Origin of the sequence: Frigoribacterium sp. SL97 (assembly GCF_026625765.1) — a bacterium.
Classification (GTDB): Bacteria; Actinomycetota; Actinomycetes; order Actinomycetales; family Microbacteriaceae; genus Frigoribacterium.
Genome location: NZ_CP113062.1, coordinates 3,626,098 through 3,645,111, shown reverse-complemented (window position 1 = coordinate 3,645,111; position 19,014 = coordinate 3,626,098). Strand labels below are relative to the sequence as shown.

Sequence of the window (19,014 nt, the reverse complement as noted above, 5' to 3'; positions counted from 1 at the left end):
CGGGGGCGAGACGCGTCGCCCGGACCGGGTGCGAGACTGGTCGGCAACGACACGGCCGTCACCGACGACGGCGCACGGCGGGCCGCACGACGCCCGCCCCACCAGAGAGGGTGGCCGATGGGCACGCAGCACGAGCAGGCGTCCGAGCACGCACACGACGCCGGGGCGACGACCGACGAGAGCGGCGGGAGCGACGCGACCCGCGCCTCCTCGTCCGGGGTCATGGGCGAGTCGGGCGCCCCGACCGCCGACCTGGTCGTGCACACGGTCCGCGTGCACCGCAGCGACCAGCCGTTGGCCCGCGAGGACGAGCTCGCGTGGCGCCTCGCCGTGCTCGCGACCGACGACGCACCCGTCGACGACGACGTGACCGAGATGGTGATCAACCGCCTGATCGACAACGCCGCCGTCTCGGCCGCGTCGCTGCTGCGCGCGCCGGTCGCCGTCGCACGCGACCAGGCGCTCGCGCATCCGCCGACCACCGGAGGCGCGGGCTCGCAGGTCACGGGCGTCGCGCCCGAGCACCCCGTCTCGCCCGAGTGGGCCGCCTGGGCGAACGGGGTCGCCGTGCGCGAACTCGACTTCCACGACACGTTCCTCGCGGCGGAGTACTCGCACCCCGGCGACAACATCCCGGCGATGGTCGCCGTCGCACAGCACCGCGGACTCGACGGTGCGGCCCTGCTGCGCGGCATCGTGACCGGCTACGAGGTGCAGGTCGACCTCGTCCGGGCGATCAGCCTGCACGCCCACAAGATCGACCACGTCGCCCACCTCGGCCCGTCGGTCTCGGCCGGCCTCGGCACGATGCTCGGGCTCTCGACCGAGGTGGTGCACCAGGCGATCGGCCAGGCGCTGCACACGACGACGGCCACGCGGCAGTCCCGCAAGGGGGCGATCTCGTCGTGGAAGGCCTACGCCCCGGCCTACGCCGGCAAGGCCGCGGTGGAGGCCGTCGACCGCGCGATGCGGGGCCAGGGCAGTCCCGCCCCGATCTACGAGGGTGAGGACGGCGTGATCGCCCGGCTGCTCGACGGACCCGGGGCGTCGTACGACGTGCCCCTGCCGGCGCCGGGTGCGTCCAAGCGGGGCATCCTCGACACGTACACGAAGGAGCACTCGGCCGAGTACCAGGCCCAGGCCTGGATCGACCTCGCCCGGCGGCTCGGCCGCGCGCACCTCGCCCTCCGCGACCCGGCACAGGTGCGCGGCATCGTGCTGCACACCAGCCACCACACGCACGTCGTGATCGGCTCGGGAGCGGGCGACCCGCAGAAGTACGACCCCACGGCCAGCCGCGAGACGCTCGACCACTCCATCCCCTACATCGTGGCCGTCGCCCTGCAGGACGGCGAGTGGCACCACGAGCGCAGCTACGCCCCGGCCCGGGCGCAGCGTCCCGACACCGTCGAGCTGTGGCAGCGCATCACCACGGCGGAGGACCCCGCCTGGACGGCCCGCTACCACTCGACCGACCCCACCGAGAAGGCGTTCGGCGGCCGCATCGAGGTCGAGTTCGTCGACGGCACGACCCTCGTCGACGAGATCGCCGTCGCCGACGCCCACCCCCTGGGGGCGCGGCCCTTCGGACGCGAGGACTACGTGCGCAAGTTCCGGACGCTGGCCGAGGGCGTGCTGCCCGACGCCGAGGTCGAGCGGTTCGTCGACTTGGCCACGCGCCTCCCCTCGTTGACGGCGGCCGAGGTGCGGCAGCTCGGCATCGTCGCTCCCGACGCCCTCGCGGGTGCCGCCGCCCAGCCGGGCGGGCTCTTCTGATGCTGTACTCGACGGTGTCGCCGGCCGACAAGCGTGCGGCGTTCCGGGCCGGGCTGGCCGACGAGCGCACCCTGGTCTTCCCCGGCGCGTTCACGCCGCTCACCGCGCGCCTGATCGAGCAGAAGGGCTTCGACGGCGTCTACGTGTCGGGCGCCGTGATGGCCAACGAGCTCGGGCTGCCCGACATCGGCCTCACCACGCTCACCGAGGTCGCCACACGGGCCGGGCAGATCGCGTCGATGACCGACCTGCCCGTGCTCGTCGACGCCGACACCGGGTTCGGCGAGCCGATGAACGTCGCCCGCACCGTCCAGGCGCTCGAGGCCGCCGGCGTGGCCGGGCTGCACGTCGAGGACCAGGTCAACCCCAAGCGCTGCGGCCACCTCGACGGCAAGCAGGTCGTGGACGCGGCGACGGCGGCCGGGCGCATCCGGGCCGCGGTCGACGCGCGCCGCGACCCGTCGCTCGTGATCATGGCGCGCACGGACGTCCGGGCGCTCGACGGGCTCGAGGCCGCGGTCGACCGGGCCCGGGCCCTGGTCGACGCGGGGGCCGACGCGATCTTCGCCGAGGCGATGGCCGACCTCGGCGAGTTCGAGGCGATCTGCTCGGCGCTCGACGTGCCCGTGCTCGCCAACATGACCGAGTTCGGCAAGAGCGCCCTCTTCACGCACCAGCAACTGCACGACGTGGGCGTGAGCATGGTCATCCACCCGGTGTCGCTCATGCGTGCCGCGATGGGCGCGGCGTCCCGGGCGCTCGACGCGCTCGTGGCCGACGGGTCGCTCGACTCGCAGGTGCCGACGATGCAGACCCGTGCCGAGCTCTACGAGCTGATCGACTACCCCGGCTACGCCCGCTTCGACGCCGGCGTCTACGACTTCACGCTGGAGGGCTGAGGTCGGGCGCCGGTGCTGGACGCCGCCGAGTGGACAGCGCGCCGCGTCATGCGGCGGCGCGCTGTCCACTCGGCGGTTCTCGGTGCGCAGAGGTCGTCTCGTCGACATGACGCGGTGGGTGGGCGGTCGTCCACAGCGAAGTTCTGGAGGCGCGGCCGGGTCCGATCGACGGGCGAGCATCGAGGGATGGACGACGACCTCCCCGATCTGATCTTCTCCGCCACGCCGGGTGCGCAGTCCCGTGAGGCGCGCGCCCTGCGACGCGACGCCGCCGCGGGACGTCTCGTGCGCGTCCAACGGGGCGTCTACGTGGCGACGGAGGACTGGGGCCGACTGAGGCCCTGGCGTCGCCACGTCGTCCGGGTGCGGGCCGCCGTGTCCGCGCTCCCCGCCGACTGCGTCGTGTCCCACGGCTCGGCCGTCGCCGTGCACGGGCTGCCGAGCGTCCAGGGCGACCCGCGCCGGGTGCACGTGATCGACCGACGTCGGGCCTCGACCCAGTGCACGCCGGTCCTCGTCAAGCACGGGGCCGGTCTCGAGGACGACGAGATCGAGTCGGTGGGCGACCTGCTGGTCACGAGTGAGCTGCGCACCGCCTTCGACGTCGCGAGGTCATCCGGGTTCGACGACGGCGTCCTCTGTCTCGACGGCGTGATGCGTCGTCGGCTCTTGGTCGAGAGTCGGCTTCCGAGGGCCGCCGAGATGCGCACCCGAGTCGACGATCTGCGTGACGAGTTCCGGCTCCGGTTCGGGGCGATGGCCGACGGCGTGGTCGGACGGCGGGGTGAGCTGGCACTCGGGCGAGCGATCTCGTTCGCCACGCCCCTGTCCGAGAACGGCGGGGAGTCGCTCGTGCGAGTCGCGTTGCATCGGCTCGGTGCGCCTCAGCCGATCCTGCAAGAGGAGTTCTTCGACGCCCGGGGATTCGTCGGACGATGCGACTTCTTCTTCGAAGAGTTCGGGTTCGTGCTCGAGTTCGACGGTTTCGGCAAGTACTCGGACCCTCGCTTGCTCGCGGGCTCGTCCCCGGCCGAGGTCGTACGCCGTGAGAAGAAGCGCGAGGCTCGATTGTTGGGCACGGGGCGGGTCCGACGCATCGAGAGATGTGACATCGACGACGCGCTCGATCCGCGACGGCTGGCGGCGATCGTGCGCCGTGGCGGGGTGCCGCTGCGGTCGGGCCGCACCTCGGCGTCGTGGTCGTGAGGGTGCGCTATTCGCACAGCGTCGTCGGCGCCGCGGCAGCGAACCGCCGAGTGGACAAGGCGCCGTGTCGCGCGGCGGCGTCGTGTCCACTCGGCGGTGCAGAGCGGTGCAGAGCGGTGCAAAGCACGGCAAAGCGGTGCGGTGGGGTTGGTTGGGGCGGACTAGGCGAGGTCGGCGAACAGGGCGCTGACGAACTCGGTGCGCTCGACCATGCCGTGCACGCTGATCCACTCGTGTCGGGCATGCGCTCCGCCGCCGACGCCGCCGACCCCGTCGAGCACGGCCAGGCCCAGCGCGGCGGCGAAGTTGCCGTCGCTGGCGCCGCCGACCGACACCTCGCGCAACTCGAAGCCGAGCGAGGTGGCGACCCGGGCGGCGCGTTCGTACAGCGCGCCGGTCGCGACCGAGCGCTCCATCGGCGGGCGGTTCCAGCCGCCGGTGACCTTCAGCGTCGCGGCCGGATCGTGCGCCGCGAGCCCGGCGAACACCCGCTCGATGCGTTCGGCCTCGGTCGACGAGGTGACGCGCACGTCGACCATCGCGCGGGCGTAGCCGGCCTTGACGTTGGTGCGGGTGCCGCCCTGCAGCACTCCCACGTTCAGCGAGGTGCCCGCCTCGACGTCGGCGGCCGCGTGCAGGGCCAGGACGACGCGGGCGATCTCGTCGACGGCGCTCGCCCCGGAGCGCGGGTGCAGGCCGGCGTGCACCTCGACCCCGAAGGCCTCGACCTCGAAGATGCCGACGCCCTTGCGGGCGGTCTTCACGGCACCGTCGGCGGCCGACTCGAAGACGAACACCGCGCCTCCTCGTCCGACCTCGCGCTCGATCGCCTCGCGCGAGGCGATGCTGCCGACCTCCTCGTCGCCGTTGAGCAGCAGGCGCACGTTCGGACGTGGCAGCCCCAGGCGGTCGCCGATCGCGAGGGCGTTGCCGAGCTGGATCAGCCCGGACTTCATGTCGAAGACGCCCGGGCCGGTCATGCGGTCGCCCTCGACCGTGACGGGCCACCCGGCCAGCGTCCCCTCGGACCAGACCGTGTCGTAGTGGCACAGGGCCGACACCCACTCGGCGGAGCCCGACGGCGACGGGTAGTCGAGGGTCACCGTGTCGCCGTAGCCCTCGACGACGTGCACCCGGCGCTCGGCCGGCGGGCCGACGGTCTCGCCGAGCCAGGTCTCGATCCAGCGGAGCCCCGCCTCGAGCAGGTCGACGTCGTCGGACGGCGTCTCGAGGCTCGCGTAGGTCGTCAGGTCGGCCACCATCGCGTCGAGGCGGGCCTCGACCTCGCGACGGAGGGCGGTGACCTGGTCGGGCTGCAGGGCGTCGTGGCTCACGGTCTCGCTCTCGTCGGGCCCGCCACGGTGTGCGGGCATCTGACCATCTCACTCCCGTGGGCGGGGCGGCGACCGGTGGGGAGGCGCGGCGCGGGACCCGAGGAGGCGCGGTGCCGGACCCGGGGAGGCGCGGCGCGGTACCCGAGGAGGCGCGGTCGGCTCTGTCGGAGGCCCCCGATACAGTCGGGGGCACCGACTCCGGCACCTGTTGCCGCACCGACCGCGACATCCACGAGAGGGGCGCCGTGCGCATCCTGCACACCAGCGACTGGCACCTGGGGCGCACGCTGCACGGGGTCGACCTGCACGAGCACCAGCAGGCCTTCGTCGACCACCTGGTGGGGCTCGTGGTCGGTCGGTCGATCGACGTCGTGGCGGTCGCGGGCGACGTGTACGACCGGGCCGTCCCCGCGGTGCCCAGCGTGCGCCTCCTCGGCCGGGCCCTCGCGGGCCTGACCGAGCACGCCACCGTGATCGTCACGCCGGGCAACCACGACTCGGCGGTGCGTCTGGGGTTCGCGGCCGAGCTGATGCGCCCGGGCCTGCACCTGCGGGCGTCGGTCGACCTGCTCGACGAGCCCGTCGTCGTCGACGACCCGGACGGGCCGGTCGCCTTCTACGGGCTGCCCTACCTCGACCCCGACAGCGTCCGCAGGTCCCTGGCACCGGCGGGAGCCGACGAGCCGTTGCCCCGGTCGCACGCGGCCGTCGTGGGTGCGGCGATGCAGCGGGTGCGCGACGACCTCGCCGGGCGACCCGGCACCCGGTCGGTCGTGGTGGCGCACGCGTTCGTCGTGGCGGGGCCCGCAGCCGACCGCGAGCCCGACGGCGCCCCGACGCCCGAGCGCAGCGAGAGCGAGCGCGACATCCGGGTGGGCGGCGTCGACTCCGTGCCGTCGGCCGCGTTCGACGGCGTCGACTACGTCGCCCTCGGCCACCTGCACGGTGCCCAGCGCGTCGGCCCGTCCGGTCGCCTGCGCTACTCGGGTTCGCCCCTGGCCTTCTCGTTCGGCGAGCGGAACCAGGTCAAGTCGTCCACGATCGTCGAGCTGGCCGCCGACGGCTCGGTCTCGGTCGAGCTCGTCCCGGCCCCCGTCCCGCGACGACTGGCCGAGGTGACCGACTCCCTCGACGCCCTGCTCGACGGGCGCCACGACGACCTGCGTGACGCCTGGCTCCGGGTCTTCGTCACCGATCCGGTGCACCCCGAACGGCTCTACACGCGGGTGGCCGAGCACTTCCCGCACGCCCTCGCGATCCTCCACACGCCCGTCGGAGCGGTCGAGGCCTCCGCGCTCGCCGCCGTCACGGCCGAGTCCGACCCGATCGAGGTGGCGGCCGAGTTCGTCGCCTTCGCCTCGGGCGGGGCGGCGAGCGAGACCGAGCTCGCCGTGGTGCGTGGCGCCTACGAGGCCGCACTCGCGAGCGAGGTCGGCGAATGAACCTCCACCGGCTGACCCTGAGGGCCATCGGGCCCTACGCGGGCGAGCACAGCATCGACTTCGCCGCGCTCGGCGCCTCGGGCACCTTCCTGCTCGAGGGCCCGACGGGTTCGGGCAAGTCGACCATCATCGACGCGATCGTCTTCGCCCTCTACGGCGGGCTCGCCGGTTCGGCCTCGACGCCCGACCGCCTGCGCAGCCACCACGCAGCCCCCGACGTCGAGCCCTTCGTCGAGCTCGTCTTCGAGAACGGAGCGGGCGTTCACCGCATCCGACGCACGCCCGCGTACCGCCGTCCGAAGGCGCGCGGCACGGGCACGACGCCGGCGAACGCGACCGCCAAGCTGTGGCGCCTCTCGTCGCCCGACGCCGTCGACGGCGAGATCGTCTCGATCAGCACGCAAGAGGCCGGCGCCGAGGTCTCGCGCATCCTCGGGCTCACGCGCCAGCAGTTCGTGCAGACCGTCGTCCTGCCCCAGGGCGAGTTCGCCGCCTTCCTCCGCTCGACCGGCGAGAAGCGCAAAGAGGTCCTGCAGTCGCTCTTCGGCACCGAGATCTACGAGCGCACCACGGCCGAGCTCGTCGACCGGCGGAAGGTCGCGAACGCCGCCGTCGCCGCCGCCGACCGCGACATCGAGCTGGCGCGAGCCAGACTGCTCGAGGCGAGCGGCCTCGAGGCCGAGGCCCTCGACGAGGGGCTTGCCGCCGACGGCGGGGCCGCCCTGCTCGGTGACCTCCAGGCCCAGGCCCTCGCCGCGTCGGCTCAGCGGTCACGGGTGGTCGAGGCCCGAGACGCGGCACGACGGTGGCTCGATCGCATGCGGGCGCTGGGGGCGGCACTCGACCGACGAGCCGACCTGATCGTCCGGCGGACGCGTCTCGACGAGGGCGACGGCGAGATCGCCACGGTCCGCTCGCGTGTCGCCGCGGCGACCCGGGCCGCGACCGTGACCGATGCGCTCGCCGCGGTCACGCGGGCGACCGAGGCCGAGCGTGATGCGGCGTCACGCCTGGCCGAGGCCGCCGGGGTCGTCGCGGACGGCGAGACGATCGCGGCGCACGGCGAGGTCCCGCTCCGAGCCGACGTCGCCGCGCGTCGCGACGCCCGACTGTCGGAAGTCGCCCTCCTGACCGAGGCGGCCCGGACCGAGAAGGCCCTGCCCGGTCGTCGGACGGCCCTCGAAGCGGCTGAGCAGTCCCTGGTCGACGCCGACGAGCGGCGCCGTGAGCTCGACGCGCACCTCGTCGCGGCCCCCGCCGTCAGGGCGTCGCTCGTCGTCGAGCGCGACGCCCTGGCCGACGCCTCGACCGACCTCGTCGCCGCCGAGCAGGCGACGGCCGAGGCGCGGGTCCGCCTGCGTGACCTCGACGACCTCGACGCCCTCGGCCGGGCCGTCGACGAGGCGTCCGCACGACTGGCCGACGACTCGGCGGCGGCCCTGCAGGCCCTCGACGACGAGGCGGGCCTCCGCCGTCGGCAGATCGAGGGCATGGCGGGTCACCTGGCCGCGGCTCTGGTCGTCGGCGATCCGTGCCCCGTGTGCGGCTCGCGAGAGCATCCGGCCCCGGCGGCTCCCGGCACCGAGCACCCCACCGACGACCAGGTCGAGGCCGCGTCGCGGTCGTCACGAGCGGCCGAGGCCCGTCAGCGCGAGTCCGCCGCACGGCACGCGACCGCCGAGGGGCGGGCCGCGGAGGCCCGCCGCGCCCTGGGCGACCTGACCCGCGACGACGTCGAGTCCGACCTGGCCCGGCTCGCCCTGCGCGTGGCCGAGGCCACCCGGGCCCGTACCGCCCTCGCGGCATCCGAGGCGGCGCTCGTGGCCCACGACCGCGAGGTCGACGAGCTGCGGGCCGAGCGGGACGACCTCCGCGAGCGAGCCGCCACCGGCCGGGAGCGCGTGGCCGCCGACCGGCGGGCCCTGCTCGACGACGAGGCCGAGATCGCGCGACTGCTCGACGGTCGGGCCCCGACCATCGCCGAGCTCACCGCAGCGGTCGGTGACGGCGTCGAACGCGACACGCGCCTCCTGACCCTCCTCGACGCCGCCGACGTGGCGTCCGACGCGGCGGCCGTCCGACGTGCCGAGCTCGCGGCCGCCCTCGAGCGCAGCGGGTTCGACGACGTCGACCAGGTCGCCGACGCCGCCCTCGAGGCAGGCGACCTCGCCGCGCTCGAGGCGCGGGTCTCGGCCCACGAGCGCGAACGGGCGATCGTCGCGGCCGGGCTGGTCGAGCCCGAGGTCGCCGTGCTGACCGGCGACGAGGTGGCGGACGTCCCGTCGGCCGTCGAGGCCCTCGACCGGGTCGAGGCCGAGCTCGACGAGGCCACCGACCGCGCGACGCGCACCGGCGACCGGGCCGGGCGGTCGCGCCAGGCCCTGGCCGCCCTCGAGGCCGTGACCGCCGCGGCCGACGCCGCCGTCGAGCACGCCCGGGCGGTGGTGCGCATGGCGAACCTCGCCAGCGCCTCGACCGGCGAGAACGTCAAGGGCGTGACGCTCGGCACCTACGTGCTGCTGCGCCGGTTCGACGAGGTCGTGGCGGCGGCGAACGTCCGGCTGTCGGTCATGTCGAGCGGGCGGTACGAGCTCGCCTCGTCAGACGAGCGCGAGGTCGGGTCGCGCTCGCGCAAGACGGGGCTCTCGCTCGTCATCCGGGACGCGACCACCGACACCACCCGCGACCCCGGCAGCTTCTCGGGCGGTGAGACCTTCTACGCCTCGCTCAGCCTCGCCCTCGGCCTCGCCGACGTCGTCCAGGCCGAGGCCGGCGGGCTCGAGCTCGGCACCCTGTTCGTCGACGAGGGGTTCGGCTCCCTCGACCCCGAGACCCTCGACGCGGTCATGAGCGAGCTCGGCCGGCTCAGTGCCTCGGGGCGGGTGATCGGCATCGTCAGCCACGTCGACGAGCTCAAGCAGCGCATCGCCGACCGGGTCGAGGTGCGACGCCGCCCCGACGGGTCGTCGGTGCTCCGCTCGACGGCCGGCTGAGCAGGCAGGGCAGCGCGGGTCGGCTCAGCGGGATGGGTCGGCTGAGCCGGCAGCGGGGCGGGGCAGCGCGGCGGGCCGGCCGGCCGGGGCGGCGGGGCGTGCCAGCCGAGCGGGCGACCCCCGTCCGAGGGTGTTCACCCGCGCGCACGGCCTCGTTCACGTGGCGGCCACCCGGCAGGAGTCTGCTGGTCCCCGCCCCGCGGCGACTCCGTCGTGTGGCGACCGGATCACGATCACGATCACAGGAGCAGAACCGTGTCGAAGAACACCCCGAACCGCCGGCGTGCGGCCCTGACGACGGGGGTCGTCGCGACGGCCGCCGCCGCCGCCCTCGCCCTCAGCCCCGTCGCCGCCTTCGCGGCCACCCCCGCGAACGTCGCCCAGAACGGTGGTGCCGCCCGCAGCATCGACGACAGCACGCAGCTGCTGCTCGACTCGGTGGAGGTCGGCCCCGCCAAGAACGTCATCCTGCTGATCGGCGACGGCATGGGCGACAGCGAGATCACGTCGGCGCGCAACTACGCCTACGGCGCCGGCGGAACGCTGCCCGGCATCGACGCCCTGCCCCTGACCGGCCAGTACACGACGTACTCGGTCTACCGGGACGGCGCGAACAAGGGCAAGCCCGACTACGTGCCGGACTCCGCCGCGACCGGCTCCGCCTGGGCCACCGGCACGAAGACCTACGACAACGCCATCTCGGTCGACGTCGACGGCGTCCCGCAGGACACCCTGCTCGAGATCGCCAAGGCCAACGGCAAGAAGACCGGCAACGTCTCGACCGCCGAGCTGCAGGACGCCACCCCGGCCGTGCAGGCCGCACACGTCGCCGCCCGCAGCTGCTACGGCCCCGACAGCGTCACCCAGTGCGGCGCCGACGCGCTCGACCAGGGCGGCCTCGGCTCGATCAGCGAGCAGATCATCGGCACCCGTGCCGACCTCACCCTCGGCGGAGGCGCGACCTCGTTCGGCCAGTCCGCCCGTGCCGGTCAGTGGCAGGGCGACACCCTGTTCGCCCAGGCGCAGGACCGTGGCTACCAGGTCGTGCGCGACGCGGCCGGCCTCGACGCCCTGACGACCGCCGACCAGGCGCAGCCCGTGCTCGGCACCTTCACCGACGGCAACTTCCCGACCCGGTACGCCGCCACCACGGCGACCGTCGGCGGGGCCGACCTGGCCCCGCAGACCTGCCAGCCGAACCCGGCCCGCCTGTCCACCGGCCTCTCGCTGCAGTCGCTGACCGAGAAGTCGATCGACCTGCTCGACACCGGTGACCAGGGCTTCTTCCTGCAGGTCGAGGGTGCCTCGATCGACAAGCGCGACCACAGCGCCGACGCCTGCGGTCAGATCGGTGAGGTGCTCGACCTCGACGAAGCCGTCCAGTCCGCCCTCGCCTTCGCGAAGGCCGACGGCAACACGATGGTCATCGTCACGGCGGACCACGCGCACACCAGCCAGATCGTCGACTCGACGCCGCCCGCCACGCTCAGCACCGCGCTGACGACGGTCGACGGCACCACGATGAAGATCGCCTACGGCACCGCCGCGGCGGGCGGGTCGCAGCAGCACACCGGCACGCAGTTGCGCGTCGCGGGTTACGGCCCCGGTGCCGCGAACGTCGTCGGCCTGATCGACCAGACCGACAACTTCTTCACCATCGTGAACGCCCTGCAGCTCGACCGCGACCTCGACGGCCTCAGCGCCGACGCGACGATCTCGGCTCCGACCGAGGTCGCCCCCGGCGCCGAGTTCCCGGTCAGCACCGCCGGCCTCGCCGGCGACCGCCAGGTCACGGGCACGCTCGACGTCGACGGCACGGTGACCGACCTCGGCATCGCCGACGTGGTCGACGGCGTCGCGACCTACACCGTCACCGCCCCCACCGAGCCCGGCAGCTACACGATCACGCTGACCGGCACGCAGAGCGGCACGACGCTGGCGACGACCGTCGCCGTCGTCGAAGGCGCCGTCACCCCGGCTCCGACGACCCCGCCCGCGGCGGTCCCCGGTGACGGCTCGAGCGCAGGAGGCGCGGGGACGGCCGGCAACGGAAGCGGGCCCCTCGCGTTCACCGGCTCCGACGCCCTGCCCGCCCTGCTGCTCGCGCTGATGCTGGCCGGCACCGGTGCCGCCCTCGTGCTGCGTCGTCGCCACCGCGCGGCGTCCGTGCAGGACGGCGTGCAGCTCTAGGCGTTCCCCGCCCCGACACACGGGAGGCGCGGTGCCAGCCGGCACCGCGCCTCCTGCGTTCTCGGGTCGCGTCGGACCCTCGGGTCAGACCAGCGGGTCGCTGTCGGTCGAGCGACGCTCGACGCGCTCGCCCGTGGCCGGGTCGACCGCGCTGCGGGTCGTGGAGACCGTCGAGCGGCGGCGCGACGCGAAGGCGATGCCGATGATGGTCACGACCACGCCGGCCGCGATGAGGATGTAGCCGATCAGTTTGATGTCGATGCCCGCGACCTGGAAGTCGAGAGCGAACGCGAGGACCGCGCCGATCACGATCAAGGCGATTCCGCCGCCGATGCTCATGGGGTCTCCTTCGTCTGGCGCCGCCCCGGATGGGCGACGGCGCCGACGCGAGGGTCGGCGGGCCCCACAGTACCGACGGGCCGCCCCGATCGGCCACGACGCGGCGGAGGCGCTGCGAGGATGGTCCTGCCCGTCACCCCACCGCAGGAGATCCCATGACCGGACCCGCAGGCCCCGTGCCGCTCGACCAGCCGTACCACCGCGCCTCGCCGAAGGTCGCGGTCGTCCGGTTCTGGCGCAAGTACGCCACGTTCCACGGGAGGGCGAGCCGCAGCGAGTACTGGTGGTGGTTCGTCATCGCGCTCGTGTTCCAGGGGGCGCTCCAGGCCTGGGCCACGGGCAGCGGCGGGACGTCGACCTGGGCCGGGGGCGACAACGGCGACTGGACCTACATCGACCCACAGGGCGTCGTCGTCGTGCTGTGGTCGGTGGTCAGCTTCCTGCCGACCCTGGCGCTGCAGTCGCGGCGCCTGCACGACGGGGGCTTCACCGCCTGGTACGTGCTCTTCTACCTGCTGCCGGTCCTCGGGTGGCTGACCCTGCTCGTCATGTCGCTGCTGCCCTCGCGCGCCTCGGGCGAGCGGTTCGACACGGGTGGCGAGCGGCAGTACCCGGGTCCGGCCTGACCCGGCCGGACGGCGCCGGAGTCCCGCCGGGACACGGCGGCGACGGCGTCGTCGAGAGCCCCGGTCCATTGCCGGTCCTCGTCGTGGACCACGTGGCACTCGTGGGCGCAAGGGGGTTACGGGGTCGGACCACCGACCGCTAACCTGTTCGCACTCCGGTGGGCCCGACCGCCGTGGTGGTCCCGTTGAGCGACGTCCGTCGCTCGTTTCCCGGTGGTGGACTCTGCGTGCGTCGGGCCTCCGGAGCCCTGACGCCCGAGGCCCCGGACGAAGCCGGTCCGACGCCGAGGCGACGCCGTCAGCCCTGCTGCGCCTCGTGCACCAGCTCGAGCGCCGCCCGCAGCCCCGCCGCCGGGACCTGTCCGGGCGCGCTCGTCGCCCCCGCCGATCCGAACGTGACGCACGAGCCGAACGTCTCGCCCGAGAGCCGGGACACGACGCCGAGCGGCCCCATCGACATGGTGATCGCGGGAACGATGCCGGCACCCGCCCGGAACTCGGCCGTGGCCCGCATCAGGGTCAGCACGTCGTCCGTGTTCGACGGCATGGCCGCGAACTTCGCCACGTCGGCACCGTTCTCTTGTTGTTCGAGCAGGCGCGACACGATCTCGCCCTGCGTGGGGGTGCCGCTGAAGTCGTGCGACGACATCACCACGACGAGCCCGGCGTCGTGCGCCGCGTCGACGAGCCCGCCGAGCAGGTCGGGGTCGGTGTACATCTCGACGTCCACGGCGTCGAGCAGTCCGGTGGCCATCGCCGAGCGCAGCACGGCGTCGTAGGTCGCGGGGGCGACGTCGTGCTCGCCTCCCTCGGGCTCGGTCCGCAGGGTGAACAGCAGGGGCAGCTCGGCGTCGAGCGCGCCACGCACCCGACGGACGACGTCGGCCACGAGGTCGAGGTCGGCGGCTCCCGTCGCCTCGGTTCCCGTACGCACGGGACCGTCGGGGTCCGGTGCCGCGGCGAACGCGGCGTCGACGAAGTCGATGCGCAGCTCGACCAGTTCGGCCGTGTCGGTGTCGAGCGCCGAGGCGGCGTCGACCAGCGCGTCGACGGTCCGGGCCACGAGCGGGACGCAGACCGCGGGACGCCCGGTGCCGAGCGCGACCCGACCGATCGAGACCGGAAGAGGGGTCGCCATGGTCAGCGCGCCACGCTGTCGGTCGTCGACCGGTCGCGGATCGGCGAGCCCACGGAGGCGCGCATCGCGTCGCGCAGGACGCCCTCGTCGGGGACCGGCTCGTCCTGCGCCCGCCCGGAGAAGAGCCTGACCTGGCCGAGCGCCTGCTCGACGAGCATGTCGAGGCCGTTGAAGACGATGCCCCCGTCGGCCGACCAGCGCGACGCGAGGCGCGTCGGCCAGGGCTCGTAGGCGACGTCGAAGAGGACGGACGAGCCACCGGCCGGACGCAGGTGGAGGTCGTCCGCCGCGCCTCCGGGCAAGGTGCTGATGACGAAGTCCAACGGGCCGAGCGAGGGCAGCTCGGTGAGCGGGGCGACCATGACGTCGGCGCCCAGCTCGGCGGCCAGGGACGTCAGCTCGCCGGCGCGCATGGGGTTGCGCAGGTGGATCGAGAACGACCGGGCGCCGAGATCCCACGCGGCGGCCATCGCGGACAGGGCGGTGGCGCCCCCGCCGAGGATGGTGGCCGCGGCGGGCCGGGCGTCGTGGAATCCCTCGACGCTGCGGACGATGCCGTCCACGTCGGTGTTGTGCCCGTGGCGGCGACCGTGGTCGTCGAGGACGACGGTGTTGGCGACCCCGAGACGTCGGGCGAGCGGAGAGACGGTGTCGAGCAGGGGCAGCACCTCGCGCTTGAGCGGCATCGTCAGGCTCAGGCCGCGCCAGCTCGCGTCGAGGCCCCCGACGAAGTCGGCGAGCCCGCCCGAGGCAACCTCGACCCGGTCGTAGTCGAAGGGCAGGCCGAGGTGCTCGTACGCCGTGCGGTGCAGCACCGGTGACAGCGAGTGCTCGATCGGCGACCCCAGGACGGCGAGACGTCGGCGAGCATCGGTCACGGGTGGGCCCCTCCCTGCGCCCGCGGCTCGGACGACGACCCACCCTAACGCGAGGGCCCTGAGGGGGTGCGGGGTGGTGGCGACCGGCACCGCGCCTCCTCGTCCCGTCGGGTCTGGCAGGGTCGGTGCATGCAGATCCGACCCTTCGACGAGGCCGACACCGAGACCGTCGTGGCGCTCTGGGAGCGCTGCGGGCTGACCCGCCCGTGGAACGACCCGCGACGCGACATCGAACGCAAGCTGACCGTGCAGCGCGAGCTGTTCCTGGTCGGCGTCGACGACGAGGAGGCGCTGGTCGCGACCGCGATGGCCGGGTACGACGGCCATCGCGGCTGGGTGTACTACGTCGCGGTCGAGCCCGATCGCCAGGGGGAGGGGTTCGGCCGGCAGCTCATGGCCGAGGTCGAGCGGTCGCTCGAGGCGCTGGGATGCCCGAAGGCCAATTTCCAGGTGCGCACCGGCAACGAGCGGGTACGGGCGTTGTACGAACACCTGGGGTACTCGGTCGACGACGCGTTCGGCATGGGCAAGCGGCTGATCGCCGACTGAGGCGCGGTGTCCGGAGGCTCCGGTGGAGCCCCTCGGCGGGCCCGTCGCTCGGCCTCGCGGCGTCGGATGAACAACATGTGACGATCTTCGGCGGACTCTTGTCGGGCACCCAGCGAGAACTTAGGGTCGTGTGGTGTGCCCCCTGTCGGGGGGTGCCGTCCCGCCCGAACCGTCTTCTCCAGGAGCACCGACGCCCATGCGCATCAGCCCCCCGTCATCCGAGTCCGTCCCGACGGGAGGCCGGCGGCGAGTCCGCGGTGCGGCCCTCGCGTCCGTCGCCACCGGCACCCTGCTGCTCGGCCTGGTCGCCGCGGCACCGGCCCAGGCCGTCCCGGTCACGATCGACCTCGTCGGCATCAACGACTTCCACGGTCGACTCGAGGCCGACGCCCCCGGTGCTCGCGCCTCCATCGCCGGCGCGGCCGTCCTCGCGGGCGCCGTCAAGTCGGTCGAGGCGCAGAACCCCAACACGCTCTTCGTCTCGGCGGGCGACAACATCGGCGCCTCGACGTTCACCTCGTTCATCCAGGACGACGAGCCGACCCTCGACGCCCTGAACGCCATGGGCCTCGACGTCAGCACGCCGGGCAACCACGAGTTCGACAAGGGCCAGGACGACTTCAACGGCCGCGTCCGGGCGAACAGCGAGTTCCCCTACGTGAACGCGAACATCCTCCGGAGCGACGGGACGCCCGCCTACGACCCCTACGTCGTCGAGGAGATCGGCGGCGTCCGCGTCGCGTTCATCGGCGCGCTGACCGAGACCATGCCGACGCTCGTCAGCCCGGCCGGCATCGAGGGGCTCACCTTCGCCCCCGTCGTCGAGTCGGTCAACGCCGTCGCGGACGACATCGTCGCGGCCGACGCGGCCGACGCCATCGTCCTGCTGCTGCACGAGGGCGCCGAGACCGGCAGCCTCGACTCCGTCACCGGCGACAACGCGTTCGGCGAGATCGCCCGCGGCGTCTCGGGCGACGTGTCGGCCATCTTCTCGGGACACACCCACCAGGGCTACGACTACCTCGTCTCGCCGTCCGACGGCGGCCCGCAGCGTGCCGTCGTGCAGACGGGCAGCTACGGGACGAACCTCGCCCGGGTGACCATGACGGTCGACCCCGCCGCCACCGCCTTCCGTGACCGCGTGACCATCGCCTCGCACCGTCTGGTGCCGCTCTACGGTGCCTTCACGCCCGACCCCACCGTCCAGGCCATCGTCGCCTCGGCCGTCGACGTCGCCGCCGAGCGGGGGGCCGAGGTCATCGGTTCGATCAGCGACTCCTTCAACCGGGCCTACAACGCCAACCCGGACGCCAACGGCCTCCCCGTCTCGAACCGGGCCGGTGAGTCGACGCTCGGCAACTTCGTCGCCGACATCCAGCTGTCGTCGACGACGGCGAGCGGTGCCCAGCTCGCCTTCATGAACCCGGGCGGCCTGCGGGACGACCTGCCCTTCGTGGCGCCGGACGGCGACGTGACGTACAAGGCCGCCGCGGCCGTGCAGCCCTTCGCCAACACGCTCGTCGTGGTCGACATGACCGGCGCCGAGATCCGCCAGGTGCTCGAACAGCAGTGGCCGACCGCCGGCCGTACCAGCACCCTGAAGCTCGGCACGTCCGAGGGTCTGACCTACACGTACGACCCCACCGCGGCGGCGGGCTCGCGCATCGCGGCCGTCTCGCTCGACGGCGTGGCCGTCGACGACGCCACGATCTACAAGGTGACGGTCAACTCGTTCCTCGCCTCGGGTGGCGACGGGTTCACCGCCTTCGCCAACGGTCGCGCCCACGCCGACAGCGGCAAGGTCGACCTGCAGAGCCAGCTCGAGTACTTCGACGCCCAGGCCGGCGACCCGTCCGACCCCGACTTCGCCTCGCGTTCGGTCGGCGTCTCGGGGCTGACCGCTGCGCCCGTCGGCGGGTTCGCCGCCGGTGACACCGTGTCGATGACCCTGTCGTCGCTCGTCCTGCAGCAGGCCGCCGCGGACGCGTCGGGCACCGTGACCGCGACGCTCGACGGCGTCGAGCTCGCCTCGGCCCCGATCGACGAGACCATCCTCGACAACTCGGACGAACAGGGTCGTGCCACGGTGACCTTCGTCGTCCCCGAGGGCATCACCGCTCCCGCTGCCGGACCGGTCACGCGTCAGGTCGTGCTCTCGGTCGCCGGCACCGGCACGACGGCGTCCGTCCCGGTCGTCTTCGCCGCGGCGGCCGCTCCCGTGGTCGTCCCGCCGACCGACCCCGGCACCACGCCTCCGGTCACGACCCCCGGCGGCACCGTGCCCGGCACCACCCCCGGCTCGGGTCCGGGCACCACGCCCGCCGGCACGGTCCGCAACGCCGACGGCTCGCTGGCCTTCACCGGCCAGGACGGCCTGGGTCTCGCGGCCCTCGCCGGGCTCGCCCTGATGCTGGCCGGCGGCTCGGCGCTGGTCGTCGCCCGCCGCCGTCGCCTCCGCGCGACGGTGACGCCCACCGAGGGCTGACGCCCCCGACATCGCACCACCGACCGGACGTCGCACCACGGAATCCCGTGGTGCGACGTTCCGTTCGTGGTGCGACCATCGCGCGGCGGCGCGGAGGCGACGGCGGCACGACCGACCGGCACCGCGCCTCCCGTACGCTCGTCGGGTGACGACGTTCGCGTACCACCGCCTCTTCCGTTCCCTGCCCTCGTACCGGTGGTGGAAACCGCTGCTGGCGGCCGTCGTGGCGGCCGTCACGTACCTGCTCGCGTCGGTCGTGGTCTACGTGGCAGTCCTCGGGGTGACCACGGCCGTGGGCGGCACCGCCGCCGCCGAACGTCTGCAGCGCGGCATCGAGGGCGACGCCCTGGCCGCCGCCGACCCGCTCGTGCTCTTCACGACGCTCGCCTCGATCGCGGTCATGCTGCCGGCCATCATGCTGGGCACGCTGATCGTCGGCCCCGGCGCGGTCGGCAGCCTCTCGAGCGTCGCCGGGCGGCTGCGCTGGCGGTGGCTCGTGCGATGCCTCGTGCCCGCCCTCGCGTTCATGGCCCTGACGGTGGGGCTCAGCTACGTCGTGGTGCCCCCGCTGTCGGGCGAACCGATCGGCACCGGCCCGGTCACCACGCCGGCCGACACCCTCGTCTGGGCGGTCGTGGTCATCCTCGTGGTCACGCCGCTCCAGGCGACGGCCGAGGAGTACGCGTTCCGCGGGCTCGCCCTGCAGACGATCGGCTCGTGGTCGAGGTACCCGATCGCGGCGATCGTCCTGCCCACGGTCGGGTTCGCGTTCGGCCACGACTACAACGCGTGGGGCATGCTCGACGTCGCCGTGTTCGGCGTGGCCGCGGCCTACCTGACCTGGCGCACCGGCGGGCTCGAGGCGGCGATCGTCGCGCACGTGCTCAACAACACCGTGCTCTTCCTGTTGTCGGCCCCCTTCGCGGGCGTCGAGTCGAGCGACGGCAGCCCCCTCGCCCTGGCGGTGACGCTGGTCTCGACGCCGCTCTACGTGTGGCTCGTGCTGCGGGCGGCCCGACGCGCCGGGCTCGTGACGGTCCGCAGCGCTCCTCTCGTGCCCGGCGCTCCCGCGCCGGGCGAACCCCTCGTCCCCGGTGCCCGTCCGACCGACGACCGTCCCCAGGAGGCGCGGGTCGACTGACCGCGTCGGCGGCCGCTC

The 19,014-nt window shown here is 73.8% G+C and carries 14 protein-coding genes; 10 read left to right on the top strand and 4 right to left on the bottom strand.

Going from position 1 to position 19,014, the window contains the following annotated elements:
• Nucleotides 1-222 precede the first annotated feature (222 nt).
• From OVA02_RS17800 to OVA02_RS17790, 3 genes are all read left to right on the top strand, one after another.
• On the top strand, nt 223-1,776 hold the full coding sequence (locus OVA02_RS17800; RefSeq protein ID WP_267659723.1) for an MmgE/PrpD family protein: 1,554 nt from the start codon (nt 223-225) through the stop codon (nt 1,774-1,776).
• On the top strand, nt 1,776-2,675 hold the full coding sequence (gene prpB / locus OVA02_RS17795) for a methylisocitrate lyase (protein WP_056049418.1): 900 nt from the start codon (nt 1,776-1,778) through the stop codon (nt 2,673-2,675). Before OVA02_RS17800 ends, prpB begins: the two co-directional genes overlap by 1 nt.
• 186 nt (nt 2,676-2,861) lie before the next feature.
• The gene (locus OVA02_RS17790) at nt 2,862-3,881 is read left to right on the top strand and encodes a hypothetical protein (protein WP_056049415.1); all 1,020 of its coding nucleotides are present in this window, start codon (nt 2,862-2,864) and stop codon (nt 3,879-3,881) included.
• Nucleotides 3,882-4,042: 161 nt separating this feature from the next.
• Here OVA02_RS17790 and OVA02_RS17785 read toward each other — a convergent pair whose 3' ends face one another.
• On the bottom strand, nt 4,043-5,254 hold the full coding sequence (locus tag OVA02_RS17785) for a M20/M25/M40 family metallo-hydrolase (RefSeq protein WP_267658945.1): 1,212 nt from the start codon (nt 5,252-5,254) through the stop codon (nt 4,043-4,045).
• 206 nt (nt 5,255-5,460) lie between these two features.
• On the opposite strand from OVA02_RS17785, the gene OVA02_RS17780 reads away from it, so the two are divergent.
• The 3 genes from OVA02_RS17780 (at nt 5,461) to phoA (ending at nt 11,840) form a co-directional block, all read left to right on the top strand.
• Nucleotides 5,461-6,657, top strand: coding sequence for an exonuclease SbcCD subunit D (locus tag OVA02_RS17780; protein ID WP_267658944.1), 1,197 nt, complete (start codon nt 5,461-5,463; stop codon nt 6,655-6,657).
• On the top strand, nt 6,654-9,650 hold the full coding sequence (locus tag OVA02_RS17775; RefSeq protein WP_267658943.1) for an AAA family ATPase: 2,997 nt from the start codon (nt 6,654-6,656) through the stop codon (nt 9,648-9,650). The genes OVA02_RS17780 and OVA02_RS17775 overlap by 4 nt, the downstream gene beginning before the upstream one ends.
• A 255-nt stretch (nt 9,651-9,905) precedes the next feature.
• Nucleotides 9,906-11,840 (top strand): alkaline phosphatase, encoded by a 1,935-nt coding sequence (gene phoA / locus OVA02_RS17770; protein WP_267658942.1) that lies wholly within the window; start codon nt 9,906-9,908, stop codon nt 11,838-11,840.
• A gap of 84 nt (nt 11,841-11,924) precedes the next feature.
• Here the strand turns inward: phoA and OVA02_RS17765 are convergent, their stop codons facing one another.
• Nucleotides 11,925-12,179, bottom strand: coding sequence for a DUF6458 family protein (locus OVA02_RS17765; protein ID WP_043593189.1), 255 nt, complete (start codon nt 12,177-12,179; stop codon nt 11,925-11,927).
• Nucleotides 12,180-12,334: 155 nt separating this feature from the next.
• Here OVA02_RS17765 and OVA02_RS17760 point away from each other — a divergent pair, with 155 nt between their 5' ends.
• Complete coding sequence (locus OVA02_RS17760; protein WP_056049404.1) at nt 12,335-12,805, top strand: DUF805 domain-containing protein; 471 nt, start codon at nt 12,335-12,337, stop codon at nt 12,803-12,805.
• Nucleotides 12,806-13,103: 298 nt separating this feature from the next.
• Here the strand turns inward: OVA02_RS17760 and aroD are convergent, their stop codons facing one another.
• On the bottom strand, nt 13,104-13,943 hold the full coding sequence (aroD, locus tag OVA02_RS17755; RefSeq protein WP_056049401.1) for a type I 3-dehydroquinate dehydratase: 840 nt from the start codon (nt 13,941-13,943) through the stop codon (nt 13,104-13,106).
• Between the two features lie 2 nt (nt 13,944-13,945).
• Nucleotides 13,946-14,821 carry a shikimate dehydrogenase gene (locus OVA02_RS17750; protein ID WP_056049397.1) on the bottom strand — a complete coding sequence of 292 codons (876 nt, stop codon included), beginning with the start codon at nt 14,819-14,821 and terminating at the stop codon, nt 13,946-13,948.
• 129 nt (nt 14,822-14,950) lie between these two features.
• Between OVA02_RS17750 and OVA02_RS17745 the strand changes: the two genes are divergently transcribed.
• From OVA02_RS17745 to OVA02_RS17735, 3 genes are all read left to right on the top strand, one after another.
• Nucleotides 14,951-15,370, top strand: a complete 420-nt coding sequence (locus tag OVA02_RS17745) for a GNAT family acetyltransferase (RefSeq protein WP_056049393.1) — start codon at nt 14,951-14,953, stop codon at nt 15,368-15,370.
• Between the two features lie 196 nt (nt 15,371-15,566).
• Nucleotides 15,567-17,855 carry a bifunctional metallophosphatase/5'-nucleotidase gene (locus OVA02_RS17740; protein WP_056049390.1) on the top strand — a complete coding sequence of 763 codons (2,289 nt, stop codon included), beginning with the start codon at nt 15,567-15,569 and terminating at the stop codon, nt 17,853-17,855.
• Nucleotides 17,856-18,000: 145 nt separating this feature from the next.
• Nucleotides 18,001-18,996, top strand: a complete 996-nt coding sequence (locus tag OVA02_RS17735) for a type II CAAX endopeptidase family protein (RefSeq protein WP_056049386.1) — start codon at nt 18,001-18,003, stop codon at nt 18,994-18,996.
• Nucleotides 18,997-19,014 lie beyond the last annotated feature (18 nt).